Source organism: Rhizobium sp. BR 314 (assembly GCF_047445805.1).
GTDB lineage: Bacteria > Pseudomonadota > Alphaproteobacteria > Rhizobiales > Rhizobiaceae > Rhizobium > Rhizobium lusitanum_B.
Genome location: NZ_JARWLA010000009.1, coordinates 60,063 through 83,510, shown reverse-complemented (window position 1 = coordinate 83,510; position 23,448 = coordinate 60,063). Strand labels below are relative to the sequence as shown.

The window sequence follows — 23,448 nt, the reverse complement described above, 5'->3', positions numbered from 1 at the left end:
TCTCGATAATTGGGAGAAACAGTGGCACGCCCTAGGGGAGTCGAACCCCTCTTTACAGAATGAAAATCTGTCGTCCTAACCGATAGACGAAGGGCGCGTGCTGTGGCGCCCTTATAGTCAGCACCTTTCATTCCCGCAAGCGGAAAATCGAGAAAAATCCCAGAAAAATCCATGGCTAGAGAAAGATTTTTCGAGGCATTGTGGAAAACTTCGAAGCATCGGGATCTGGTACGCCCTAGGGGAGTCGAACCCCTCTTTACAGAATGAGAATCTGTCGTCCTAACCGATAGACGAAGGGCGCGTGGCGCATAAGCAAGATAAGAATAGCCTAATCGCTTTGCAAGCAATGTCTTAAATGATTTGGTTCGGGAAGGAAACAACAGTGGCACGCCCTAGGGGAGTCGAACCCCTCTTTACAGAATGAAAATCTGTCGTCCTAACCGATAGACGAAGGGCGCGTGCAGCTGTTGTGTGGCGCGCTTATAGCGAGGTGATTTCATTCCTGCAAGCGGCAATTTTGCTTTTTTGTGGAAAAAATGACAGATGGATGAAATTGCCGCCGGCGATGAATAAGTGAGACTTAACAGGGCCTTGCTGGCGGCACCGCAGATTTCTTGCAAAGCCGGGCTCTTTATTCCTCAGGAGCACCCTTTGCAGGTTCCACCAGCAGCTTGCCGTTTTGGGGTTGGTTTTTCGAAGCCACGAACTGCGCCAGGATCGCTGCCTGCTTGCTGTTCAGTTCACGGACATTCGGGTTTGGCGTGGCCGAGACTCCCGATGCCGTGACCTGCGCAACCGGCTGTGACGAATTTGCCGTGGGGGCTGTTGCGTTGCGAATGACGGGGGGCGGCAGCACATCCGCGGAGGTGAGGCCGTTTACAGCGGCAGGTTCGGGCGATTGCTCCGTCATGGGCTGCACCATGGCGGGTGGCGTGCTGTAGACGCTACGCATCATCGGTGTGATCGCCTGCCCACCGTCAGGCTGATTCTTGGCGAGCGTTCCGTCCGGATTGGCGGCGATCGGCGCCGGCGCGGCAAAGATGCTGTTTCTGCTCGCGTTGACACCCGTCGGCTGCGTCACCAGTCCGGCAATGCCGGTCTGCGCATCGGTGGGAGGCGCCGCAGGGGCAGGGTAGAACGCCTGATTCTGCTGGGTGACGATCTGCTGGCGCGTGTTGGCGACGCTATGAACCAACGGGTCACGATAGGCAAGGTCGCCCTTGCGACGCCGGGCATCGGCCTTGTCGTTCATGTCGGCGGCGAGCTGCTCGGCTGCTGTTGGTTGAGTTGCAGGCTCTGCCGCGGCTGCAGCTGTTTCCTTCGGCGTCTTGCCCGTTGTGGCACAGCCAGCGATCATTACAAATGACGCAATGACGGCAATAGTACTTGCGAGCTTTTTCCCGCCGTATAAAATCTGTTGATCGCCCATAGGACATTCCCCGCAAAAAGGTTTGCATCGGAACGGCCTCTGGCGAGGGACGACGATATCGCACGCGCTCACTGGGAACGATAACGTGCCATATCCGATGCATGATGCTTCGAGTCGTCCAAGCATGCCGGAGGATGGGCATTGGCGGCAAGCGCGAAACGGATGGTCCCGCGCGTGCCGTAAGCCTCGCGAAAGTTTCCGTCTTACCAGGCGCCGGTGTTGGGCATGGAGGCCCATGGTTCGGCAGAAGGAAGGTTGGCGCCCTTTTGCAGGATTTCGATGGAGATACCGTCCGGAGAGCGCACGAACGCCATGTGGCCATCGCGCGGCGGGCGGTTGATTGTGATGCCGTTGTCCACCAGATTCTGGCAGGTCGCATAGATATCGTCGACCTCATAGGCGAGGTGACCGAAGTTGCGTCCGCCGGCATATTCCTCCGGATCCCAGTTGTAGGTCAGTTCCAGGCTGGGCGCGCCGTTGCTTCGAGACGACTCGGCATCTTCGCTGGCGGCAAGGAAGACGAGTGTAAAGCGACCCTTCTCGTTTTCGTAGCGGCGGGTTTCGACAAGCCCGAACAAGGTGCTATAAAAGTGCAACGAGGCGTCGAGATCGGTGACGCGAACCATCGTATGGAGATAACGCATTCTATTTCCTCTCTTTAATGTGAAGCTGGCCAGATCTTCGAACAAAGCACCAGCTTCGCGCAAGTCTTGGAGCGATAATCTTAGGGTGGGAATAACCGAAAACTAGGACTTGCGCTTTTCCGTTACCAAGATGTTAATCTTGATATCAGGGAATCAGTTAACCGTAACAGTGTGACGCGTAATCGAGGGCTGGCTAAGATGGGTGACAGAATTTCATCGAAGGGAATTGTCGACTTCGAAGAGATGTCGGGTGATGCCGTCGAGCTCATCGAAATTTCGGGCGTGGTCAAATGGTTCGATGTCGCCAAGGGCTTCGGTTTCATCGTGCCTGATAACGGCATGCAGGATGTGCTGCTGCACGTGACTTGCCTGCGTCGCGATGGCTATCAAACGATCCTCGAAGGCACGCGCATCGTTGCCTTGATCCAGCGTCGCGAGCGCGGTTATCAGGCCTTCAAGATTCTCTCCATGGATCAGTCCACAGCTGTGCATCCCTCGCAGATGCCGCCGGTGCGCACGCATGTGCAGGTCACCGCTACGAGCGGCCTGGAGCGCGCACTGGTGAAGTGGTTCAACCGCACCAAGGGCTTCGGCTTCCTGACGCGGGGCGAGGGCACCGAGGATATCTTCGTGCATATGGAAACATTGCGCCGTTTCGGCCTGGCAGAGCTGAGGCCGGGGCAGGTGGTGCTCGTGCGCTTCGGACCCGGCGAAAAGGGGCTAATGGCTGCGGAGATCCATCCGGATGCGCCAAGCCCGGCAACGCGGCCTCACTGACATGAAAAGAGATTTGGTTCTCAAGGTTTTAAAAAGCGCCGTTTTGGCGCTTTTTATTGTTGGAGCGGGTGCCTCCGCTTCGTTTGCCGCACAAACGACAGAACAGCAGTCGGTGAAGTTCGAATCAGAGCCGTTGTCGATCGTGTCCGCCAAGGGCGGCATGCATAAGTTCACGGTGGAACTGGCCGCGACGCCGCCGCAGCTGGAATACGGACTGATGTACCGCGACAAGATGCCGGCCGATCACGGTATGCTGTTCGATTTCGGCACGTCGCGTCCCGTGATGATGTGGATGAAGAACACCAAGCTGTCGCTCGACATGCTGTTCCTGGATCAGAAGGGGGTCGTCACGCATATCCAGGAAAACGCTGTGCCCTATTCGGAAGCGATCATTAGTTCTAACGGGCCAGTTGCCTATGTCATCGAGCTGAACGGCGGTATCGTCAAGAAGCTCGGCCTTGCCATCGGCGACAAGGTGACGAATGCCACCATTTCCGCGAAGGCCGCCAAATAGATTTTCACCGGGGAAGATTTCCCCAGCATGATTTTAGCTGTTGCAGCGAGCGGATGAACCGTGTATCTCCCCACTCGTTCCGCCAGACAGCTATCTGGCGGTGCAAAGCAGAGACATGAAGCCATTTGCCGAAAAGCGATGTTCTGGCGATCATGTCGACGGTACGGAGTGTAGCGCAGTCTGGTAGCGCATCTGGTTTGGGACCAGAGGGTCGGGAGTTCGAATCTCTCCACTCCGACCATTTAAATAGCTGATCCGTTTCCCATAAAATCAGGTTTGTGAGCAGCAAGTCTATTGGTGCGTGCCGAATCATGTCGGCTTTGGCGCCCTTTGATATTTCCTCGTTGCGCTTCTGCTGTTTTCGGACTCTCCACGCAGGCCCCAATGTCACGCATCTCTGCAGGAGATTGCTCTTGTTGCACACGATGTTTGCCAGCCATTTCATGCCCGCATCAGCGGCTGCCGTGCAAGGACCCAATATTCTCGCTCGGTTACCTTTTCGAAGCATAGGATCTCGTCATTGAAGCCCAGCCGGCGATAGAAAGACAGACTGAGCGGATTGAACGTCTCTAGAAAGCACGTCGCGCCTTGGCGGTCAGCTCGGTTCAACGTCATTTCGACGAGACGTTGCGCCAATCTCTGCCCTCGCGCTTGCGGTCGTACGCCTAGAATCGGCAGATACCATCCGTCGAAAACTTGCTGAGGGACTTGATCGGCCATCGATTCCGAAATCCGGAGATAATTGTCAAATCCCCGGGCTCCCAACAGCTTGGCAAGCCCTTGCCGGCGTGTAGCGACGTGGATTTCAATATCGCTGCTGCTCGCCTCATAGGTATGCCAGAGGGCCGCGCCATCGGTGCCGCCATATTGTACCTCGCCGATTGCCCGCGCTTCGGTGATTGCAAGATCGAAGTACTTGGCGAGAACGGCTTGTCTTCCTTCTTCGTCGTCACTGGATTCGATCGTTATCGCACGATAGAACGGGTCGTCGCGGAAGGCCTCGACGAGGGGCGTGCAAACGAGCGAAATCTGGTTCACAAACAGCTCCGGGAATGAAGGGTGGATGTGTTTGGGCGCTTTCGTTTGTTTGGAGAGCCTAACGCCGTCATCCTAGGAGGCCAGGGTTGTCTAGGTCCAGTTGAAAATGCGGCTATGATGCCACGTCATGCATCATAGGTTGCCGTCGGCCATGGACGTCCTGGGTGTATCGAGCCGAACTCAGATCACGTGGAATTATACGTATCGCCCGGCCAGTCTCATCGAAATCTGAAAGCGATAGAGGAAGGGCAACTCGTTGCGGCGATCAGTGGAAAAGCTGCAACGCCATAAGGCCTATAGTCGTCAATGCCGACGATACGGTCAGAGCAATCAGCAACGAAGTCGACATCATATCGCTCCCAAGGGATCCCGCTGAAAACACGGGACGTTGTTTGGCGAGACGTTGTCTATCGGAACCGACGCGTTCCGTCGCGTGACACAAGGCGTGACACGGCGATACCGCACCGATATCCCCAGGCAGTGCATCCGACATCAGAATCGCTTAGCTGCGCATAGCTTGGCGAGAGATCGGGCGCGGTTGCCTAGGCAAACGCAGAGAAATGGTCAGGTTCCAGGGACGTACAATCGCTAGTTCCCAGCGTGCTTCGAGCTTTGGCCTTGCATATCGCCCACGTTTTGAGGTGCCTCAGCAGGCGTGAATTTGCGCCGCTTTTAACGGTCTTTTTGCTTGAAACTAAAGGGATTCGCGGCTAATCAAACGACATACATGCTCGGCCCTGAGGGGGCGTTGCAAGACAAGTGAAGCACAAGGCGGGTCGCTCCCGCTTCATTCGGAGGCGCTGTAGCGATGCCTGCCAAGATCTACCGTCCAGCAAAGACCGCCATGCAATCGGGCAAGGCCAAAACCAATATATGGGTTCTGGAATTCGATCAGGAAACCCCGCGCAAGATCGATCCGATCATGGGTTACACCTCGTCGGCCGATACGCGCCAGCAGTTGAAGCTGACGTTCGATACGCAGCAGCAGGCCGAAGACTATGCCAAGCGCGAAGGCATCGACTATCGCGTCATCGCGCCGAAGGACCCGATCCGGCAGGTGGTGTCCTATACCGACAATTTCCGCTTCAACCGCATCCAGCCCTGGACTCACTGAAGGCAGGAACTTATTGAACGCTGCCCATTGAGTTGGGCGGCAGTTTCAGGCATGTGTTGGCCGCCGCGCGCAAGGCGCGGCAGGCTTCACGGCCCCTTAGCTCAGCTGGATAGAGCACTTGCCTTCTAAGCATGTGGTCGCAGGTTCGAATCCTGCAGGGGTCGCCATTTCTATATCTCATATTGCGCAGCTGCGTGATTGCGGCACCGGGGATATCCGCCGGGAATGCGCAAACCGGTGGTGGCCTCAACGGGCAGCTGCTGGCCAGCCGCCCACGGCTGCCGGTCTCGTCGCGTCCAGCGCCATCTGGAAAAGATCGTAGCCGAACATTGACCCGCTTAGTTTGATGACGATGATGGCGGCGCTCAGAAGAGCAAGTCCGCCGATAATCCTGTCGCTTCTCTTCACAGCCCGCTTCCCCTAACGCTTTGTGAATGCCCCATATTTCGCGATTATCGGGGCAGTATATCGCGTTTTGCGTGAAGTGCTACATCGCTCGTTCAAGCCGCCAGTCGCCCCGCAGCGATTAGCAGGAGACCGCCGGCGATGCCTTCGATCCAGCGACGGCGGCGGTCGCTCACGACTGTTCGGGAGCTGAATGATGTGAGAACGAGGCTGAGACAGGCATAGAACACACCGCAGAGCCCGATGAAAACGGCAGAGAGCAGGGCTGCCTGCAACGCTATGTTTCCAGCGTGGCTGATAAACTGCGGCAGGATGGCGAAATAGATCATCATCCCCTTCGGATTGAGAACGGCTGTGAGAAAACCGCGCCGGAGCGCATCCGCGGCGGCCACCGCTCGCGCCGGAGCTGATGTGCCGGCCTTCATCGAGGAAATGAGCAGGCGAGCGGCGAGATAGGCAAGATAGGCGATACCGAGCCAGCGCAGGAGCATGAACAGGCCCGGCGAGGCGGCAATAATTGCGGCGACCCCGAGCGCGGCAAGCGCGGAATGGACGAGGTAGCCGGTACAGATTCCAGCCGTCGAGCGCAGCCCGGCGCCAGCGCCGCCGGACATTGCCTGAGATGCTACGAACAACATATCGGGCCCCGGCGTACAAATGAGTGGCAGGACGGTGCTCGCGAAAAGAAGGATATTGGTGTTTTCCATAAATGAAAGCTTAGAGCCAAGCAGGCGCAATTGGCTTGCGTAGATGCCAATTTCATGAGGATAATTGGCATTGCAATTCAATCCTTGAGCTATTTTGGTAGAGGATGCCAATGAGACTGGATGAGATCGACAAGCGCATCCTGCGCGCGCTGCAGCGGGACGGGCGGATGCAAAATGTGGAACTCGCCAAGGAGGTAGGGCTTTCGCCATCGCCTTGTCTGCGGCGCGTGAAGCTTCTTGAAGATGCCGGCGTCATCGATCGCTATGTGGCCGTAGTAAATCCCGTCAAAGTCGGTTTGCCGCTTTCATTGTTTGCTCGCGTCTGGCTGACGGCCCAGGATGCCGAGACCATCGATCATTTCATCGCCGCGATGAGGAAGCTGCCTGAAGTTATGGAGTGCTACATCATGCTGGGAGAAAGCGATGCGCTGTTGCGCGTCGCCGTTTCCGATCTTGATGACTACAGGCAGTTCCAGTCCACGCATCTGACGAAGGTGAACGGCATCCAGAACGTCAAGACGGACGTGCCGAGCCAGGTTGTCAAGCAGACCTACGCTCTGCCCTTGCGTTGAACTTCTTCGGCTGTCGTGCCATACGAAAACCCGCCGGTTGCAGTGCCGCCGGCGGGTTTTCACTACGATATTGTTGCTGTCAGCCTAGTGCAGGATCTGGCTGAGGAAGAGCTTGGTGCGCTCATGCTGCGGATTGTCAAAGAATTCCTTCGGGGAATTCTGTTCGACGATCTGGCCCTGGTCCATGAAGATGACGCGGTTGGCGACTTGGCGGGCAAAGCCCATTTCGTGGGTCACGCACAGCATGGTCATGCCTTCCTCAGCAAGACCGACCATCGTATCGAGCACTTCCTTGATCATTTCCGGGTCGAGCGCTGAGGTCGGCTCATCGAACAGCATGATCTTCGGGTTCATGCAGAGCGAGCGGGCGATCGCCACACGCTGCTGCTGACCGCCGGAAAGTTGGCCTGGATATTTCTTCGCCTGTTCCGGAATCTTGACGCGGGTGAGGAAGTGCATGGCGATTTCTTCCGCCTGCTTCTTCGGCATCTTGCGCACCCAGATCGGCGCCAGCGTGCAATTTTCCAGGATGGTCAGGTGCGGGAAGAGATTGAAGTGCTGGAACACCATGCCGACCTCGCGGCGCACTTCATCGATTTTCTTCAGATCGTTCGTCAGTTCCGTGCCATCGACAATGATCTGACCCTTCTGATGCTCTTCCAGACGGTTGATGCAGCGGATCATCGTCGACTTGCCGGAACCGGAAGGGCCAGCAATGACGATGCGCTCTCCGCGCATGACCTTCAGGTTGATATCGCGCAACACATGAAAGTCGCCGTACCACTTGTTCATGTTGACGATGTCGACCGCGACTTCCGTCTCGGAGATGGTCAGTTTTTTGGGTTGGGCTTCAGCCATATTTGTAGTTCCCTCAGTTTTTATCGCTTGTGGCCGGTATCGAGATGGCGCTCCACGAAACCTGAATAGCGCGACATTGCGAAACAGAACAGCCAAAATGTGAAACCGGCGAAAATTAGGCCGGTGACTGGCGTCACCGCGCTTGCCCAATTCGCATCCGAGAAGTTTTGCCGGACGATGCCGAGCAGGTCGAACATGCCGATGATCGCAACCAGCGACGTGTCCTTGAACATGCCGATATAGGTGTTGACGATGCCGGGAATGACCAGCTTGATGGCCTGCGGCAACACGATCAGCCGCATCTTCTGCCAGTAGCCGAGGCCGAGTGAATCGGCTCCTTCGAACTGGCCCTTCGGCACGGCCTGCAGGCCGCCGCGGATGACTTCGGCCATATAAGCCGAGGTGAAGATCGAGACGCCCACCACGGCGCGCAGCAGCTTATCCACAGTCCAGCCCTGCGGCATGAAGAGCGGTAGCATGTAGCTGGCCATGAACAGCACGGTGATCAACGGCACGCCGCGGATGATCTCGATGAAGATCACGCACAACATACGCACGACGGGCATCTTAGAGCGGCGCCCGAGTGCGAGCAGGATGCCGAACGGGAAGGAGACCGCGATCGCCACGAAGGCAATGACCAGAGTCACCAGCAGGCCACCCCATCTTTCCGTTTCAACTGTCTCAAGGCCAAAGCCGCCATGAAGCAGGAAGAATGAAATAACCGGCAGCACGAAGAATGCGATGATCGCGTTCAATCCCTTTCGGGGAGCCGACGGTATGAGCAACGGCGCGAAGCCGATGATCATCAGGATCGCGACGAGTATCGGCCGCCAGCGTTCGTCCGGCGGGTAGAGGCCGAACATGAAGACGAGGAATTTCGCGCGGACGAAGGCCCAGCAGGCGGCATTCCAGCCGTCCGGCTGCGTGCCGCCCTGGACGGTCGTGGCGCAGAAGGTGCGGTCGGTTCCGTTCCAGACTGCGTGCACGAACAGCCAGTCGACCAAATGCGGGATTGCCCAGGCGAGCAGGGCTACGGCGAGGACCGTCAAAACGACGTCCTTCGGCGTGGCGAAGAGATTCTTCTTGGCCCAGTGCCAAGGCCCTTTTTCGCTGGCGGGTGCCGGCTGTGCCGACAAGAGCGATTTGCTGACGAAGCTCTGATTTGCAGCAGACATCTTATCTCTCCACCAGAGCCATTTTGGCGTTGAACCAGTTCATGAACAGCGATGTGATGATGCTCAGGACGAGATAGATGACCATCCAGATAATGACGACTTCGACGGCACGACCGGACTGATTGAGGATTACGCCGCCGACCGCGACGATATCGGCGTAACCGATGGCGATGGCGAGCGAAGAGTTCTTGATCAGGTTGAGATACTGGCTCGTCAGCGGCGGAATGATGATGCGCATAGCCTGCGGGATGACGATCAGCCTCGTGATGGCCGATGCCCGAAGACCCAGCGCGCCAGCAGCTTCCGACTGGCCCTTGGGCACGCCGCGAATGCCGGCGCGCACGATCTCGGCAATGTAAGTCGCTGTATAGAGGGAAAGCGCCAGCAGGAGAGCTATGAATTCCGGCCCGACGACCGCCCCGCCCGTCAGATTGAACTTACCGGCGATCGGATAGTCGAAGGAAAGGGGCATGCCGGTTGCGAAGAAAATTAGCAATGGCAGGCCGATCAATATGCCGACCGCCGCCCAGATCGTGTGGAATTGCTGTCCCGTCACCGCCTGACGCTTGTGCGCCCAGCGCGCCACGAAGAACGCCGCGCCAATGGCGATCAGCAGGGCAATGCCAACGGCCCACATGCCTTGGCCGAAGATTGGTTTCGGGAAAGCCAGGCCGCGATTGCTGAGAAAGCTGGAGAATGGCAGATGCACGGCATCGCGCGCCTGCGGCAGCAGCACCAGAACGCCGCTATACCAGAAGAAGATAACCAGCAGCGGCGGAATGTTGCGAAAGATCTCGACATAGGTCTGGGAAAGCTTGGCGATCAGCCAGTTGCTGGAAAGCCTGCCGATGCCGATGAGGAAGCCGACGATGGTCGCGGCAAAGATACCGACGACCGATATCAGGAGCGTGTTGAGCAGGCCGACGAGCAGTGCATCGATATTGGTGGAATCACTGGAGTAGGGGATCAGGGCCTGTCCCAGGTTGAAACCGGCGCGTCCTTCGAGAAAGCCAAATCCGAAGCTGCGGTTCAACGCATGCAGGTTGTCGACCGTGTTCGTCACGACGAACCAGCAAAGGCCGGCGAGGACGACGATCGTCAGAGCCTGATAGAATGCCCCTCTGACTCTGGGATCGTAGAATACAGATGCGGATGATCGCTCGCCGCTAGGCGAATTTGCTGTAATTGCCATGCAAAATTTTTCCCCAATGTGCCTGTTTCAGGCTTGTTTTCTTTAGGGGAGAAAGGCGGCGTTCCGCCTCTCTCTAGAAGTTGGCCTTGTCTAAGGCTTAGCGCACCGGAGGTGCGTACTGGATGCCACCCTTGTTCCACAAAGCGTTGAGGCCGCGGGCGATCTTCAGCGGGCTGCCTGCGCCGATGTTGCGGTCGAAGACTTCGCCGTAGTTACCGACGCCCTTGATGATATTGTAGGCCCAGTCGTTGGTCAGGCCGAGATCGGTGCCGATCGTGGAGCCCTGCTCGGCGCCGAGGAAGCGCTTGATGTCCGGGTTTGCCGAGTTTTTCATCTCGTCGACATTTTTCTGCGTGATGCCGAATTCCTCGGCATTGACGAGCGCATAGGCCGTCCAGCTGACGATGTTGAACCACTGGTCGTCGCCCTGGCGGACAGCCGGGCCAAGCGGTTCCTTGGAGATGATTTCGGGCAGAACGACGTTGTCGTCCGGGTTCTTCAAGGTCAGGCGGAGCGCATAGAGACCCGACTGGTCCGTCGTGTAGACGTCGCAGCGGCCGGAATCGTATGCCGTGTTGACTTCCTCAAGCTTGTCGAAAACAACCGGATTGTACTGCAGGTTGTTGGTCTTGAAGTAGTCGGCGAGGTTGAGTTCGGTCGTCGTGCCAGACTGGACGCAGATGGCAGCACCGGAAAGCTCGAGCGCCGACTTCACGTTCAGTTCCTTGCGAACCATGAAGCCCTGGCCGTCATAATAGGTGACCGGACGGAACTTGAGACCGAGCGCGGTATCGCGGTTGATGGTCCAGGTGGTGTTGCGAGAAAGCACGTCGATTTCGCCCGACTGCAGCGCGGTAAAGCGGTCCTTGGCGCTGAGAGGAGTGAACTTCACCTTGGTCGGATCGCCGAAGACGGCCGAAGCGACTGCGCGGCAGAAGTCGATGTCGAAGCCGGCCCAATTGCCGGATGCATCGGGCTGCGCAAAGCCGAGAAGGCCCGTATTCGCGCCGCATTGAATGAAGCCCTTGGCCTTGACGTCGCTCAGCGTCGAAGCCGAGGCACCAGAAACGGAGTAAGCCAATGCTGCGGCTCCGAGAAATGCGGAGAGAGCAAACTTGTTCATCTTTCCCAACCTTTGTTCTATTGTTTTATAGTTAAAGCGTATCGCTCCCGAAGCGGGTTCTTGCCGAACCTCATTTCCTCACTCTCCAGGGGCGAGTGGTCCTATCACAGTCGCAAATGGATTGGCGGTCAAGAGAGCGCTCGGATTATTGGCCGTTTATTCGGAGATTTCGCCTTTTGGGGCTGAGAAACGGGCATTTGGCGTCAAAATGAGCACTGTTTTGCCAAAAATCTGCACGAAACCGAGGATTCGCGCACTGCTTTCGTTATTTTAGCCTTGTAATAATATGCTATGTCGACAGGATCGGGGTTGACCCAACTGGACTTGCTCGCCACAAATCCAGCTTCCTACAGCGCCAAAGGCATATCCGGACATGAAAGACAAAGACACACTCCTGCAGACCGCCGGCATCAACACGCGTTTGTCCCATATCGGCAATTCGCCATTCGACTTCCACGGCTTCGTCAACCCGCCCGTGGTGCATGCCTCGACGGTGCTGTTTCCCAATGCCCGCGTGATGGAGACGCACGACCAGAAATATACCTACGGCACCCGCGGCACGCCGACGACCGACGCATTGTGCGAGGCGATGGATGCGCTGGAAGGTTCGGCCGGAACGATCATCGTGCCCTCAGGCCTTGCCGCGGTCACCGTACCGTTTCTTGCCTATCTGTCCGCTGGCGATCACGCCCTGATCGTCGATTCGGTCTATGGTCCTACGCGTTTCTTCTGCGATACCATGCTGAAGCGCCTCGGCATCGAGGTCGACTACTATGATCCGTTGGTCGGCACCGGTATCGAACAATTGTTCAAGCCGAACACCAGGCTGGTTCATACCGAGGCACCGGGTTCCAACACCTTCGAAATGCAGGATATTCCGGCGATTTCGGCCGCCGCTCATCGGCATGGTTGCGTGGTGACGATGGACAATACCTGGGCAACGCCGCTCTATTTCAAGCCGCTTGATCATGGTGTCGACGTTTCCATTCATGCGGTGACGAAGTATCCGGCGGGCCATTCGGATATCGTCATGGGAACCGTATCCGCCAATGCGGCCCACTGGGAGCGCTTGCTCGACGCGCACGGCCAGCTTGGTATTTGCGGTGCCCCGGACGATGCCTATCAAGTGCTGCGCGGGCTGCGTACCATGGGCGTGCGTCTCGACCGCCATCAGGAGAGCGCGCTTGAGATCGCGCGCTGGCTTGAGGGCAGGGAAGAAGTCGCACGGGTTCTGCACCCGGCGCTGCCGAGTTTCCCGAGCCACGAGATCTGGAAGCGTGACTTCAAGGGCTCCAGCGGCATCTTCTCCTTCGTGCTGGCGGTCGACAGCCCCGAGAAGTTCAAGCTCAAAGCACATGCCTTCCTCGATGCGTTGCGGATCTTCGGTCTCGGCTATTCGTGGGGTGGCTTCGAAAGCCTTGCACTGCAGGTGAACCTCAACGACCGGCGTGTCACCAAGGTGCCGACCGAAGGACCGGTCATCCGCCTGCAGATCGGCCTTGAGGATGTGGCAGATATCAGGGCTGACATCGAAAAGGGCTTTGCGGCGGTCAGGGAGGCTTGATCAGCCGATAGGGCAATTCCAGCGAAAGTGTATCGCGATTTCGCGCCTGGAATTGCCTGAAAGCAAACAGCCGGAGCATTTCTGTCAAACCGGAGATGCTCCAGCGCGATATGAGTAAATCCAGTCCATATCCGTCGCAAGACTTTGCGGCGGCCGCAGGGAGAGGACGAGGTCGCGTGCCAGGCGGATAGGCCCGCGGGCATGGTAGGCGAATTGATTGAAGGCGGCGCGCTGGCGCAGCCGGGCAATGCGCGGCGTACGATGCTTCTCGAAGAGATTGAGTGCCTCCGTCGGTGAGCGCGTCGCCAGCATGCCGGCGAGCTCGAAGGCGTCCTCGATCGCCATGGCCGCACCCTGGGCCGCAAACGGCATCATCGCGTGCGCGGCGTCGCCGATGAGCACCGTGTCGCTGCCATTATGCCAACGGCCAGCCTTCATCTCGTAAAGCGGCCAGAAGGTAGCCTGTTCCTGCGCTTCCAGCATTCGCAGGATTTCACTGTTCCAACCGGAAAAGCCGCGAAGCATCTGCTCACGCTGCGCCTTATTGCCGGCGGTGCTCCAATCGCGGCTCGAACCGCTGCCGGAAACGATGGCGACGATGTTGAAGGCGGCATTTTCCCGGATCGGATAACAGACTAGATGGCTGGACGAACCCAGAAATGCCGTCACGCTCGACTTGTTTAGCAGGGAGGGAGCTGTCGCTTCGGCAACCGAGAAGCGCCAGGCAATATTGCCGGAGAAGAGCGGCGCGGGTGCGCCGGGCACCATCGCATGCGCCCTGGACCACACGCCGTCTGCACCGATGATGAGATCGAGCTCGCTGCCGGCGATCTCCTCCAATGCTCGCTTGTCCTTGATGTCGATGCGCCGACCGAGATGCAACGTGCAGAGCGCGTTGGCGGTAACCGCATCCAGCAGCGCCTTCAGCAAGGTCGCGCGATGTGCGGTGCCATAAGGCGCACCCCAGCGCTCCAAGGCAAATTTCCCACAAGGGACGGATGCGACGGGGCGCAGCGACGAACCGGAGACGAGCCGAACTTCGTCCGGCTCGAGCCAAACCGATCTTAGCGCATCGAGTACGCCGAGTGTGTCGAGGATACGGGAAGCATTCGGGGAGATCTGCAGGCCGGCGCCGACTTCGGTCAGCGCCTCTGCCTGTTCGAAAATTTCGGAACGGATGCCGTGCCTTGCCAGCGCCAGCGCCGCCGTCAATCCAGCTATTCCGGCGCCGATGATTGCGGCTGTCTTGATCGGCATCTCGCTATGTCCGATCGAAGGCTACGGGTTTACGCCGCCTTGAAATGGAAGACGCAGCCGGGCGGGTTGGTCTGGTCTGCCTTCAGCGACGGATTGTAGCGATAAAGCGTCGAGCAGTAGGAACAAACCTTCTCGGTTTCGTCGCCGAGATCGATGAAGATATGCGGGTGATCGTAGGGGACCGATGCGCCGGTGCACATGAATTCCTTCACGCCGATCTCGATGACACGGTGTCCGCCGTCGTTCTGGAAGTGGGGAATATTGTGACCGGCCATGATGATCTCCAAATGCGTCTTGCCTTGAGCGGCATGAATGTTGCGCCAGACTTGGTAGCCACTCTTTATAATCCTTCTTCTCGATTGTGTAGTGCGAAAGTCCGGTTCGGCGCAGAGTTTTTCGCCGATGCGGGGTTCACCTGATATCGTCGATAAAATATGGTCCCGCATCAGGAAAACCCCTGTTTGCAAAGATAATGTCATGAATTTGAATGCTCCTTCGATGTCCCATTTCGTCAGGGGCGGATTGAAGCTCGCCTTTTTCGACGAAGGTGATCCGAACGGTCCGCCCGTGTTGCTGATTCACGGCTTTGCTTCCACGGCCATTGCAAACTGGGTGCATCCGGGTTGGCTGAAGACGCTCGGCGATGCCGGATATCGCGTGATCGCGATCGATAATCGTGGCCATGGCGTAAGCGACAAGCTCTATGACGCCGACGTCTACCATCCGTGGATCATGGCCGAAGATGCGGTTGCGCTGCTCGACCACTTGGGCATCTCAGAGGCTCATGTCATGGGTTATTCCATGGGCGCTCGTGTCGCGACCTTCATGGCAATAGCGCATCCCGATCGCGTCCGTTCACTTGTGCTCGGCGGTCTTGGAATAGGTATGGTCGAAGGTGTCGGCGATTGGGATCCGATCGCGGATGCGCTCGTCGCTGTGTCGCTCGATGACGTCACCCATCAGCGCGGGCGCATGTTCCGCGCCTTTGCGGAACAGACCAGGAGCGACCGTCAGGCGCTTGCCGCCTGCATACAGGGGTCGCGCGATCTGGCGACAAAGGAGGATGTGGCGAAGATCGAAGCGCCGACCCTGATCGCCGTCGGCACCAAGGATGACATCGCCGGTTCGGCGCAGGCGCTAGCCGATCTGATGCAACATGCCGAGGTCGTCGATATACCGAACCGCGATCACATGCTTGCCGTCGGCGACAAGGTCTTCAAAACAGCGGTTCTCGAATTCTACAAGCGGATCGAACACCGGTAAGGCCGGACTCGATCGGTCAAGTCACTTGCCGGTGAAATGTGGCTTCCGGCGCGCGGCAAAGGCGGCGCGTCCCTCGGCATAATCCTCACTGTCGAAGGTTTCCGCGCCGATTATCTCCGCCTCGCGCAGCAGGTCTCCATTCTGTTCGAGGGCGGCGCGGACCGCGAGTTTCGAAGCATGCAGCGAAATCGGCGCATTGGCGGCGATCGCATGGGCGAGGGCGGAGATTTCGCTCTCGAAGGAAGCGGACTCAATCTCCTCCAGCAGAAATCCGGCCATCGCCATTTTCTCGCTGGACATCGGCGCGCCCGTAAACAGCGCGACCTTGGCCATCTGGGTGCCGAGCGCGTTGACAATGTCCTGTACGGCATCGGCCGGATAGGCGATGCCGAGGCGAGCTGCCGGAATGGAGAAACGCGCTCCTTGCTCGGCGATCCGCAGGTCGCAGGCCGCGGCGAGCCCGAAGCCGCCGCCGTAGCAGATGCCGCGAATTGCTGCGATGGTCGGAACCCGGCAATGGCGGATGGCCTCGAAAGCCTGGCTGTTCAGCGCTTCGTAGGCGACGGCAGTCTTTGAGTTCTTGCGTACGCTATCGAATTCGCTGATGTCGGCGCCGGCGGAAAAATCGGCGCCGATGCCGCACAGAACGATCACATGGGCCTCTGCCTTGTCGGTCAGCATGCGCACGGCCTGGGGAATGGCGCGCCACATGGCGGCGGTTAAGGCATTCTTCCTGGCGGGATTGTTGATCGTGATCGTGCCTATGGCATCGCCACTGGTGACACGCAGGAGACCGCCGGCAAAATCATGTTCCAAATTCATGCGCACTCGATCCATTTGTCTTGTGTGGCATTTAATCTATATAATGCATTCCTGACAGCAAATCGGGAGACCGCCAATGGTCGCAGTAACGGATATTCGCCCCTTGGAGGGCATGAGCGCGGTTAAGATTGTGGATCCCATATGGGATAGCATGCGCGAGGAAGCTCGCACCGCCGCCGAGCGCGATCCGCTTCTGGCGGCCTTCCTCTATTCGACGATCATCAATCACCGTTCGCTGGAAGAATGCGTCATCTACCGCATCTGCGAGCGCCTCGATCATCCGGACATGCAGGCGATCCTTCTGCGGCAGACGTTCGAGGAAATGCTGGCCGATTGGCCAGAATGGGGATCGATCCTGCGGGTCGACATCCAGGCGATCTACGATCGCGACCCGGCCTGCCTGCGTTTCCTTGAAGCGGTGCTCTATTTCAAGGGTTTCCACGCGCTGCAGACGCACCGTCTCGCGCACTGGCTTTATAATCGCGGTCGCCGCGATTTCGCTCTTTATCTGCAGAGCCGCTCCTCCAGCGTCTTCCAGACGGACATCAACCCGGCGGCGCGTATCGGCAAGGGCATCTTCCTCGATCACGCGACCGGCCTCGTCGTTGGCGAAACGGCCGTGATCGGCGACAACGTATCCATCCTGCACGGCGTCACCCTTGGCGGCACCGGCAAAGAAGGTAGCGACCGTCACCCGAAGATCGCCCATGGCGTCCTGATCGGCGCGGGCGCCAAGATTCTCGGCAATATCCAGATCGGCCATTGCTCGCGCATTGCCGCCGGCTCCGTCGTGCTGAAGGAAGTTCCGCCGAAGACCACGGTTGCTGGCGTGCCGGCCAAGGTCGTCGGAGAAGCTGGGTGTTCGGAACCCTCGCGCTCCATGGACCAGCTTCTGACCGAACAGTTGGTCGTTGATCAGATCATGGGTGCTGGAATCTAGCGGAAATTTAGCCTGATTTACGGAAACGTGCGGCGCTTCAAAAGGTGTATGGCGCGGTTCCGGTCTTTACACTGCCGCTTTTCCTATGCAAGAAGCGGCCAACCAGAGATCCTCACGGAGAAGCATTGTGAAGCCCGAAGAAATCAAGAAACTCGACGCCTATTTCAAGCGCACGTTCAACCCGCAGATGGTCGTGAAGGCCCGCCCGCGCAAGAACGACTCGGCCGAAGTTTACCTTGATGAAGAGTTCCTGGGTGTCGTGTATATCGACGACGAAGATGGCGATCGTTCCTACAATTTCTCGATGGCCATCCTGGACGTCGATCTGTAAATCGCCTGAGCGATTCTCCATTTCAGTCGAATTTATGAGCCGTATTTCATTGAAATACGGCTCTTTTCTTTGATCTCTGCAGGGAATGCAGCGATTGACGGCCCCAAATGCCGGCAAGGCTGGCGTTTGGCCTATTCATGATTTTCCGAGGGTCTGGCGATATTTCTGCCAAAGCCTCTGGTTGCAGGGGTAATGATATATATTAGGAAAATCAAAATGGTGCAGTGCAAACGTCGACATTGACACGGCTCTGTTACCGAATATGCAATCACTGATAGATTTTGCGGCGCACAAGACTACTTGACTAATTGTGCGTCGCATTTAAGTTTCCTGCCTGTAAACCGGCCGTCGGCCGACCAACAAGGGACGGAGACAGATGTTCAATTTCGACGAAGCAAATAAGAAGGGCAAGGAAGCCATCGACACGGCGCTGAAGAGCTACTCCGATGTCAGCAAGGGTTTCCAGGCGATTGCCGCTGAAACTGCTGAATATTCGAAGAAGTCGTTCCAGGATGGTGTCACGCATTTCGAAACGCTCGCCGGCGTCAAAAGCTTTGAGGCTGCTTTCGAACTCCAGAGCACCTATGTGAAGTCCGCCTATGAAAATTTCGTAGCCGAAGCCACCAAGCTTGGCGAAATGTATGCCGATCTGGCCAAGAATGCCTACAAGCCCTACGAGGCGCCGGTCGCTGCAGCGACGAAGGCCGCCAGCAAGGCTACAGCAACGGCAACCGCTGCTTGATCCCCAGCTGAAAGCTGAAGTTTCCGGAAAGACCGGCTGCGCAACGCGTAGCCGGTCTTTTTGTTTTCGCATATCGAACCGGCGCCGAATTTATGCCGCGACTTTTTCGGCCCGAGTCCGCTTTGTCAGCGAATTGTGATTGCAGTGTCCGGTAAGGGGCTTAAAATCACGCCAATATGAACTACCTTAGTGGTTCGGATATCTGGCCCGACCAAGTGAATGAACCAACCCCCCAGTGCCAAGTCGGAATGCGATAGCTTCTGCCGGATGATTTGAGGAAGAATGAAATGATCGCTCAGCCGATCCGGATGCAAAACAACAGCGAAAGGAACGGGGACAACGGAAATCGCGGGACCTCGGTGATTACGCGCACCAAGCCCAAAACCAAGAAACCCAACCTATACCGTGTGCTGCTTCTGAACGACGACTATACGCCCATGGACTTCGTGATCCATATCCTGGAGCGTTTCTTTCAAAAGGATCTCGAAAGTGCCACCCGCATCATGCTGCATGTCCACAACCATGGCGTCGGAGAATGCGGGATATATACATATGAAGTAGCAGAAACGAAGGTGAGCCAGGTGATGGATTTTGCCCGGGAACACCAGCATCCGCTGCAATGTGTTATGGAAAAGAAGTGAGGATCTGAACGTGCCAACATTTTCGCCTAGTCTTGAGAAGGCGCTGCACCAGGCACTGACTTACGCGAACGAGCGGCATCACGAGTATGCCACGCTGGAACATCTGCTTTTGGCGCTGGTAGACGATGCCGACGCCGCGGCTGTCATGGGCGCGTGCAATGTTGATCTCGACGCGCTCCGTAAGACTCTGACTGAATACGTCGATAATGAACTGTCCAACCTGATCACAGGCTATGACGAGGACTCCAAGCCGACCTCCGGCTTCCAGCGCGTCATTCAGCGCGCCGTGATCCATGTGCAGTCGTCCGGTCGCGAGGAAGTGACGGGCGCCAACGTTCTCGTCGCGATTTTCGCCGAACGGGAAAGCCACGCCGCATTCTTCCTGCAGGAACAGGAAATGACCCGCTACGACGCGGTCAACTACATCTCGCACGGCATCGGCAAGCGCCCGGGTTCTTCCCAGACCCGCACGCCGCGGGGCGCCGAGGAAAGCGAATCCGAGAGCAAGCCCACCGCCCGCGGTGAGCAGGAAGAAGGCAACGGCAAGAAGCAGCAGGATGCGCTGAAGGCCTATTGCGTCAACCTCAACGAGAAGGCCAAGAACGGCAAGATCGACCCGCTGATCGGCCGTCATTCGGAAGTCAATCGTACCATCCAGGTGCTTTGCCGCCGCTCGAAGAACAACCCACTTTACGTCGGTGATCCGGGCGTGGGCAAGACGGCGATTGCCGAAGGCCTTGCCAAGCGCATCGTCGAGGGCAAGGTTCCGGAAGCTCTGGCCGACGCGACGATCTTTTCGCTCGATATGGGCACGCTGCTTGCCGGCACCCGCTATCGCGGCGATTTCGAAGAACGCCTGAAGCAGGTCGTCAAGGAACTCGAAGAGTATCCGGGAGCCGTGCTGTTCATCGACGAGATCCACACCGTCATCGGTGCGGGCGCGACTTCCGGTGGGGCGATGGATGCGTCGAACCTGCTGAAGCCGGCCCTTTCCTCGGGTGCGATCCGTTGCATCGGTTCGACCACCTATAAGGAATATCGTCAGTTCTTCGAGAAGGACCGGGCGCTCGTCCGTCGCTTCCAGAAGATCGACGTCAACGAGCCGAGCATCGAGGATGCCATCGAAATCATGAAGGGCCTGAAGCCCTATTTCGAAGAGTATCACCACCTGCGCTACTCGAACGACGCCATCAAGTCGGCTGTAGAGTTGTCGGCCCGCTATATCTCCGACCGCAAGCTGCCGGATAAGGCGATCGACGTCATCGATGAAACCGGTGCCGCGCAAATGCTGCTGCCGCCGTCGAAGCGTCGCAAGCTGATAACCGAGCGCGAAATCGAAGTGACGATCGCTACCATGGCCCGCATTCCGCCGAAGACGGTTTCCAAGGATGACGAGATGGTTCTTGCCAACCTCGAACAGGAACTGCGTTCCGTCGTCTATGGGCAGGATACGGCGATCGAAGCTCTATCGACCTCGATCAAGCTGGCCCGTGCCGGTCTGCGCGAACCGAACAAGCCGATTGGCTGCTACGTCTTTTCCGGCCCCACGGGCGTCGGCAAGACTGAGGTCGCCAAGCAGTTGGCATCGTCGCTTGGCGTCGAACTGCTGCGCTTCGACATGTCGGAATATATGGAACGTCACACGGTTTCCCGTTTGCTCGGAGCTCCTCCCGGCTATGTCGGTTTCGACCAGGGCGGCCTCCTGACCGATGGCGTCGACCAGCATCCGCATAGCGTGGTCCTGCTCGACGAAATCGAGAAGGCGCATCCGGATATCTTCAATATCCTGCTGCAGGTCATGGACCATGGCGCGCTGACCGACCATAACGGCAAGAAGATCGACTTCCGCAACGTCATCCTAATCATGACGACCAATGCGGGTGCCTCGGAAATGGCCAAGGCCGCCATCGGCTTCGGCTCGTCCAAGCGTACGGGTGAGGACGAAGAGGCTCTGAACCGGATGTTCACCCCGGAATTCCGCAACCGTCTGGATGCGGTCATTCCGTTCGCCGCGCTGCCGACGACCGTTATCCACAAGGTCGTGCAGAAGTTCATCATGCAGCTGGAGGCTCAGCTTTCCGAACGGAACGTTACCTTCGACCTGCACGAGGACGCCATCGCCTGGCTGTCCGAGAAGGGTTACGACGACAAGATGGGCGCCCGACCACTGGCGCGCGTCATCCAGGAAAACATCAAGAAGCCGCTGGCCAACGAAATCCTCTTCGGCAAGCTGAAGAAAGGCGGCGTGGTCAACGTCACGGTCGGCAAGAAGGAAGACGGTTCGACCGGCATCGTGCTCGACGCGACCGCCGACACCGCGCCTATCCGGCCGAAGCCGGAAGCGGAAGTCGGCGAACCGCATGTCGAGGTGGAAGAGGTTGATGGCGATACCGCCGTCAAGACCAGAAGCCGCGTTAGCAAAGCCGGTGCAGCTGCCGATGCCCGTCGTTCGGCCAAGGCCGCTGCGGAAAGCGCAGAACCGCCGGAAAAATCGCCTCGCAAGGGCGGCGGCGCTGTGCCGAAGGTTCCGCGCAAATAACTGACGGATCCGGCATGAAAAATGAAAAGGCTGCATTGGAAACAATGCAGCCTTTTCATTTTGTTACAGAGTATTTCTGATGTGTTGCATCAGAAAACACAGACGTATGTCAGCCGCCGAGTGCTTCGATGATCTTTATTGCGTTTTCCGCCAATACCGCGCCGTCTTCCATCTTGCCCGAATGCGGCTTCAGCGCCACGCCTTCGAGGCGCGGGATAACATGGAAATGCAGATGGAACACGGTCTGGCCCGCGGACGGCTCATTGAACTGGGCGATGTAGACGCCGTCGGCGTCGAAGGCTTCCTGAACGGCGACAGCGATCTTCTGCACAACCGTGATTGCCTGCTGCAACGCGGCAGGATCGGCGTCGAAAATGTTGCGCGAGGGCGCCTTCGGCACGACAAGCGTATGGCCAGGCGACTGCGGCATCACATCCATGAAGGCGACAGTGTGCTCGTCTTCGTAGACGCGGTAGGAAGGGATATCGCCCCTCAGGATCTTCGCGAAGATATTGTTGTCGTCATAGGCGGGGCTGGTCATCCAGTGTCTCCTCGTCTTGCGTTTATGGTTATGTCAAACGGCTAGATATCCTGCCGATCCCCTTTGCGGAAGGGGCTGTGTTCGGTCAGGATTTCGCTCATTTCCTCTACCTGTTCCCGCTCGTGCTTCAGGTAGTCAGCAACAGCGCGCCGCAGGCCCTGATGTCCGATATAATGCGCCGAATGCGTGGCTACCGGCAGGTAGCCGCGTGCAAGCTTGTGCTCGCCCTGAGCGCCGGCTTCCACGCGCTTCAATTTCTTGGCGAGCGCAAAATCGATCGCCTGATGATAGCAGACCTCGAAATGCAGGAAGGGATGGTCCTCGATGCAGCCCCAGTGCCGGCCATAAAGTGTCTCATCGCCGATGAAATTGATGGCGCCAGCGATATAGCGACCCTCGCGTTTCGCCATGACGAGCAGCACATCGTCGGGCATGCGCTCGCCGATCAGTGAGTAGAATTTTCGGGTCAGGTAAGGCCGGCCCCATTTGCGGCTGCCCGTATCCATATAGAAGGCGAAAAACTGATCCCAAATGTTTTCGGTGAGGTCGCTGCCGGTCAGCCAGTCGATGCTGATACCGCCTTCGAGTGCTGCGCGGCGCTCCTTTTTCAGCGCCTTGCGCTTGCGCGAGGCAAGCGTTTCCAGGAAGGAGTTATGGTCCGCATAGCCTTCATTGATGAAATGGAACTGCTGATCGGTGCGATGCAGATAGCCATCGTCCTCGAATACCGCAGCTTCGTCTTCGGGCAGGAAGGTGATGTGGGCGGAGGAAACACCAAGCTGCCGTGTGACTTCCTTGAGGCTCTCGGTAAGCGCCGGCTGGATTGCCTCGCGGTCCTGCCCCTCGGCAACGAGCAGCCGCGGCCCCGTGGCGGGCGTGAAAGGTATCGAACATTGCAGTTTCGGATAGTAGCGGCCGCCGGCACGCTCGAAGGCATCGGCCCAACCATGGTCAAAGACATATTCGCCCTGACTGTGGCTCTTCAGATATCCAACGACGGCACCGATCAGTTCGCCGCCATCCGTTTCCAGCAGCAGATGGTTGCCGAGCCAGCCCGCCTTGTCGGTCGCAGAGCCGGACTCCTCGAGTGACGAGAGGAAGGCGTGCGAGATGAACGGATTGTATGGCAGAACGCTGCCGGTTCTGGATGCTCCGGCGAGCTTGGACCAGCTTTCCGGGGCGATGTTCTTGAAGGATCGTTCGACTCGAATGGATAATTCGTCTGTCATCAAATTCTTGCGCTAACGAGGAGGGCGGGCT

The 23,448-nt window shown here is 57.8% G+C and carries 25 protein-coding genes and 5 tRNA genes; 13 read left to right on the top strand and 17 right to left on the bottom strand.

Going from position 1 to position 23,448, the window contains the following annotated elements; genetic code table 11:
* Positions 1-22: 22 nt before the first annotated feature.
* The 5 genes from QD461_RS14485 to QD461_RS14465 form a co-directional block, all read right to left on the bottom strand.
* Positions 23-97 (bottom strand) — tRNA-Glu (locus QD461_RS14485).
* A 129-nt stretch (positions 98-226) separates the two neighbouring features.
* Positions 227-301: transfer RNA gene (locus QD461_RS14480), tRNA-Glu, on the bottom strand.
* 82 nt (positions 302-383) lie between these two features.
* Positions 384-458: transfer RNA gene (locus QD461_RS14475), tRNA-Glu, on the bottom strand.
* Positions 459-631: 173 nt separating this feature from the next.
* Entirely contained in the window at positions 632-1,429 is a 798-nt protein-coding gene (locus QD461_RS14470) for a hypothetical protein (RefSeq protein ID WP_414088371.1), read from the bottom strand.
* A 203-nt stretch (positions 1,430-1,632) separates the two neighbouring features.
* The gene (locus QD461_RS14465) at positions 1,633-2,073 is read right to left on the bottom strand and encodes a VOC family protein (RefSeq protein ID WP_414088370.1); all 441 of its coding nucleotides are present in this window, start codon (positions 2,071-2,073) and stop codon (positions 1,633-1,635) included.
* A gap of 198 nt (positions 2,074-2,271) precedes the next feature.
* Between QD461_RS14465 and QD461_RS14460 the strand changes: the two genes are divergently transcribed.
* From QD461_RS14460 to QD461_RS14450, 3 genes are all read left to right on the top strand, one after another.
* Positions 2,272-2,850 carry a cold-shock protein gene (locus QD461_RS14460; protein ID WP_184702162.1) on the top strand — a complete coding sequence of 193 codons (579 nt, stop codon included), beginning with the start codon at positions 2,272-2,274 and terminating at the stop codon, positions 2,848-2,850.
* Between the two features lies 1 nt (position 2,851).
* Complete coding sequence (locus tag QD461_RS14455) at positions 2,852-3,364, top strand: DUF192 domain-containing protein (protein ID WP_414088369.1); 513 nt, start codon at positions 2,852-2,854, stop codon at positions 3,362-3,364.
* 164 nt (positions 3,365-3,528) lie between these two features.
* Positions 3,529-3,605: transfer RNA gene (locus QD461_RS14450), tRNA-Pro, on the top strand.
* A 200-nt stretch (positions 3,606-3,805) separates the two neighbouring features.
* Here QD461_RS14450 and QD461_RS14445 read toward each other — a convergent pair.
* Positions 3,806-4,402 carry a GNAT family N-acetyltransferase gene (locus QD461_RS14445; protein ID WP_414088368.1) on the bottom strand — a complete coding sequence of 199 codons (597 nt, stop codon included), beginning with the start codon at positions 4,400-4,402 and terminating at the stop codon, positions 3,806-3,808.
* 808 nt (positions 4,403-5,210) lie between these two features.
* Here QD461_RS14445 and QD461_RS14440 point away from each other — a divergent pair.
* A complete protein-coding gene (locus tag QD461_RS14440) occupies positions 5,211-5,516 on the top strand; it encodes an ETC complex I subunit (RefSeq protein WP_184708573.1) in 306 nt (101 codons plus the stop codon).
* A gap of 90 nt (positions 5,517-5,606) precedes the next feature.
* A tRNA-Arg gene (locus QD461_RS14435) sits at positions 5,607-5,683 on the top strand.
* 79 nt (positions 5,684-5,762) lie between these two features.
* On the opposite strand, the gene QD461_RS14430 is transcribed toward QD461_RS14435, so the two are convergent.
* Positions 5,763-5,924: a hypothetical protein gene (locus tag QD461_RS14430; protein WP_414088367.1), complete on the bottom strand. Its 162-nt coding sequence runs from the start codon at positions 5,922-5,924 to the stop codon at positions 5,763-5,765.
* Between the two features lie 92 nt (positions 5,925-6,016).
* On the bottom strand, positions 6,017-6,628 hold the full coding sequence (locus QD461_RS14425) for a LysE family translocator (protein ID WP_414088366.1): 612 nt from the start codon (positions 6,626-6,628) through the stop codon (positions 6,017-6,019).
* Positions 6,629-6,732: 104 nt separating this feature from the next.
* Between QD461_RS14425 and QD461_RS14420 the strand changes: the two genes are divergently transcribed.
* Positions 6,733-7,200, top strand: coding sequence for an Lrp/AsnC family transcriptional regulator (locus tag QD461_RS14420; protein ID WP_414088365.1), 468 nt, complete (start codon positions 6,733-6,735; stop codon positions 7,198-7,200).
* An 84-nt stretch (positions 7,201-7,284) separates the two neighbouring features.
* On the opposite strand, the gene QD461_RS14415 is transcribed toward QD461_RS14420, so the two are convergent.
* The 4 genes from QD461_RS14415 to QD461_RS14400 all read right to left on the bottom strand — a co-directional run bounded on the left by QD461_RS14415 (position 7,285) and on the right by QD461_RS14400 (position 11,548).
* Entirely contained in the window at positions 7,285-8,058 is a 774-nt protein-coding gene (locus QD461_RS14415) for an amino acid ABC transporter ATP-binding protein (protein WP_184708553.1), read from the bottom strand.
* 20 nt (positions 8,059-8,078) lie between these two features.
* The gene (locus tag QD461_RS14410) at positions 8,079-9,233 is read right to left on the bottom strand and encodes an amino acid ABC transporter permease (RefSeq protein WP_414088364.1); all 1,155 of its coding nucleotides are present in this window, start codon (positions 9,231-9,233) and stop codon (positions 8,079-8,081) included.
* Position 9,234: 1 nt separating this feature from the next.
* Positions 9,235-10,425, bottom strand: a complete 1,191-nt coding sequence (locus QD461_RS14405) for an amino acid ABC transporter permease (RefSeq protein ID WP_414088363.1) — start codon at positions 10,423-10,425, stop codon at positions 9,235-9,237.
* Between the two features lie 97 nt (positions 10,426-10,522).
* A complete protein-coding gene (locus QD461_RS14400) occupies positions 10,523-11,548 on the bottom strand; it encodes an amino acid ABC transporter substrate-binding protein (RefSeq protein ID WP_184708547.1) in 1,026 nt (341 codons plus the stop codon).
* A gap of 373 nt (positions 11,549-11,921) precedes the next feature.
* Here QD461_RS14400 and QD461_RS14395 point away from each other — a divergent pair, with 373 nt between their 5' ends.
* Complete coding sequence (locus QD461_RS14395) at positions 11,922-13,112, top strand: cystathionine beta-lyase (protein WP_414088362.1); 1,191 nt, start codon at positions 11,922-11,924, stop codon at positions 13,110-13,112.
* 84 nt (positions 13,113-13,196) lie between these two features.
* Here the strand turns inward: QD461_RS14395 and QD461_RS14390 are convergent, their stop codons facing one another.
* Positions 13,197-14,369, bottom strand: coding sequence for an FAD-dependent monooxygenase (locus QD461_RS14390; protein ID WP_414088361.1), 1,173 nt, complete (start codon positions 14,367-14,369; stop codon positions 13,197-13,199).
* A 29-nt stretch (positions 14,370-14,398) separates the two neighbouring features.
* Entirely contained in the window at positions 14,399-14,644 is a 246-nt protein-coding gene (locus QD461_RS14385; RefSeq protein WP_184708541.1) for a zinc-finger domain-containing protein, read from the bottom strand.
* Between the two features lie 202 nt (positions 14,645-14,846).
* On the opposite strand from QD461_RS14385, the gene QD461_RS14380 reads away from it, so the two are divergent.
* Entirely contained in the window at positions 14,847-15,632 is a 786-nt protein-coding gene (locus QD461_RS14380; RefSeq protein WP_414088360.1) for an alpha/beta fold hydrolase, read from the top strand.
* A 21-nt stretch (positions 15,633-15,653) separates the two neighbouring features.
* Here QD461_RS14380 and QD461_RS14375 read toward each other — a convergent pair whose 3' ends face one another.
* Positions 15,654-16,454 (bottom strand): enoyl-CoA hydratase-related protein, encoded by an 801-nt coding sequence (locus tag QD461_RS14375; RefSeq protein WP_184708537.1) that lies wholly within the window; start codon positions 16,452-16,454, stop codon positions 15,654-15,656.
* Positions 16,455-16,530: 76 nt separating this feature from the next.
* Here QD461_RS14375 and cysE point away from each other — a divergent pair, with 76 nt between their 5' ends.
* The 5 genes from cysE to clpA all read left to right on the top strand — a co-directional run bounded on the left by cysE (position 16,531) and on the right by clpA (position 21,647).
* On the top strand, positions 16,531-17,394 hold the full coding sequence (cysE, locus tag QD461_RS14370) for a serine O-acetyltransferase (protein WP_414088359.1): 864 nt from the start codon (positions 16,531-16,533) through the stop codon (positions 17,392-17,394).
* Between the two features lie 127 nt (positions 17,395-17,521).
* Complete coding sequence (locus tag QD461_RS14365) at positions 17,522-17,725, top strand: DUF3126 family protein (protein ID WP_168806070.1); 204 nt, start codon at positions 17,522-17,524, stop codon at positions 17,723-17,725.
* A 376-nt stretch (positions 17,726-18,101) separates the two neighbouring features.
* The gene (locus tag QD461_RS14360; protein ID WP_414088358.1) at positions 18,102-18,467 is read left to right on the top strand and encodes a phasin family protein; all 366 of its coding nucleotides are present in this window, start codon (positions 18,102-18,104) and stop codon (positions 18,465-18,467) included.
* Positions 18,468-18,754: 287 nt separating this feature from the next.
* A complete protein-coding gene (clpS, locus tag QD461_RS14355; protein ID WP_184708531.1) occupies positions 18,755-19,108 on the top strand; it encodes an ATP-dependent Clp protease adapter ClpS in 354 nt (117 codons plus the stop codon).
* A 10-nt stretch (positions 19,109-19,118) separates the two neighbouring features.
* Complete coding sequence (gene clpA / locus QD461_RS14350; protein WP_184708529.1) at positions 19,119-21,647, top strand: ATP-dependent Clp protease ATP-binding subunit ClpA; 2,529 nt, start codon at positions 19,119-19,121, stop codon at positions 21,645-21,647.
* 109 nt (positions 21,648-21,756) lie between these two features.
* Here the strand turns inward: clpA and QD461_RS14345 are convergent, their stop codons facing one another.
* Entirely contained in the window at positions 21,757-22,188 is a 432-nt protein-coding gene (locus QD461_RS14345; protein WP_414088357.1) for an HIT family protein, read from the bottom strand.
* A gap of 41 nt (positions 22,189-22,229) precedes the next feature.
* The gene (locus QD461_RS14340) at positions 22,230-23,417 is read right to left on the bottom strand and encodes a GNAT family N-acetyltransferase (RefSeq protein ID WP_414088356.1); all 1,188 of its coding nucleotides are present in this window, start codon (positions 23,415-23,417) and stop codon (positions 22,230-22,232) included.
* Between the last annotated feature and the right edge of the window lie 31 nt (positions 23,418-23,448).

Excerpts from the sequence above, each read along its gene's own strand:
- QD461_RS14415 (WP_184708553.1), bottom strand. The coding sequence starts at position 8,058 with ATGGCTGAAGCCCAACCCAAAAAACTGACCATCTCCGAGACGGAAGTC.
- QD461_RS14340 (WP_414088356.1), bottom strand. The coding sequence starts at position 23,417 with ATGACAGACGAATTATCCATTCGAGTCGAACGATCCTTCAAGAACATC.
- QD461_RS14360 (WP_414088358.1), top strand. The coding sequence starts at position 18,102 with ATGTTCAATTTCGACGAAGCAAATAAGAAGGGCAAGGAAGCCATCGAC.
- QD461_RS14455 (WP_414088369.1), top strand. The coding sequence starts at position 2,852 with ATGAAAAGAGATTTGGTTCTCAAGGTTTTAAAAAGCGCCGTTTTGGCG.
- QD461_RS14460 (WP_184702162.1), top strand. The coding sequence starts at position 2,272 with ATGGGTGACAGAATTTCATCGAAGGGAATTGTCGACTTCGAAGAGATG.
- QD461_RS14400 (WP_184708547.1), bottom strand. The coding sequence starts at position 11,548 with ATGAACAAGTTTGCTCTCTCCGCATTTCTCGGAGCCGCAGCATTGGCT.
- cysE (WP_414088359.1), top strand. The coding sequence starts at position 16,531 with ATGGTCGCAGTAACGGATATTCGCCCCTTGGAGGGCATGAGCGCGGTT.
- QD461_RS14410 (WP_414088364.1), bottom strand. The coding sequence starts at position 9,233 with ATGTCTGCTGCAAATCAGAGCTTCGTCAGCAAATCGCTCTTGTCGGCA.
- QD461_RS14385 (WP_184708541.1), bottom strand. The coding sequence starts at position 14,644 with ATGGCCGGTCACAATATTCCCCACTTCCAGAACGACGGCGGACACCGT.
- QD461_RS14345 (WP_414088357.1), bottom strand. The coding sequence starts at position 22,188 with ATGACCAGCCCCGCCTATGACGACAACAATATCTTCGCGAAGATCCTG.
- QD461_RS14380 (WP_414088360.1), top strand. The coding sequence starts at position 14,847 with ATGAATTTGAATGCTCCTTCGATGTCCCATTTCGTCAGGGGCGGATTG.
- QD461_RS14470 (WP_414088371.1), bottom strand. The coding sequence starts at position 1,429 with ATGGGCGATCAACAGATTTTATACGGCGGGAAAAAGCTCGCAAGTACT.
- QD461_RS14440 (WP_184708573.1), top strand. The coding sequence starts at position 5,211 with ATGCCTGCCAAGATCTACCGTCCAGCAAAGACCGCCATGCAATCGGGC.
- QD461_RS14390 (WP_414088361.1), bottom strand. The coding sequence starts at position 14,369 with ATGCCGATCAAGACAGCCGCAATCATCGGCGCCGGAATAGCTGGATTG.
- QD461_RS14420 (WP_414088365.1), top strand. The coding sequence starts at position 6,733 with ATGCCAATGAGACTGGATGAGATCGACAAGCGCATCCTGCGCGCGCTG.
- QD461_RS14395 (WP_414088362.1), top strand. The coding sequence starts at position 11,922 with ATGAAAGACAAAGACACACTCCTGCAGACCGCCGGCATCAACACGCGT.
- clpS (WP_184708531.1), top strand. The coding sequence starts at position 18,755 with ATGATCGCTCAGCCGATCCGGATGCAAAACAACAGCGAAAGGAACGGG.
- QD461_RS14465 (WP_414088370.1), bottom strand. The coding sequence starts at position 2,073 with ATGCGTTATCTCCATACGATGGTTCGCGTCACCGATCTCGACGCCTCG.
- QD461_RS14405 (WP_414088363.1), bottom strand. The coding sequence starts at position 10,425 with ATGGCAATTACAGCAAATTCGCCTAGCGGCGAGCGATCATCCGCATCT.
- QD461_RS14375 (WP_184708537.1), bottom strand. The coding sequence starts at position 16,454 with ATGAATTTGGAACATGATTTTGCCGGCGGTCTCCTGCGTGTCACCAGT.
- QD461_RS14425 (WP_414088366.1), bottom strand. The coding sequence starts at position 6,628 with ATGGAAAACACCAATATCCTTCTTTTCGCGAGCACCGTCCTGCCACTC.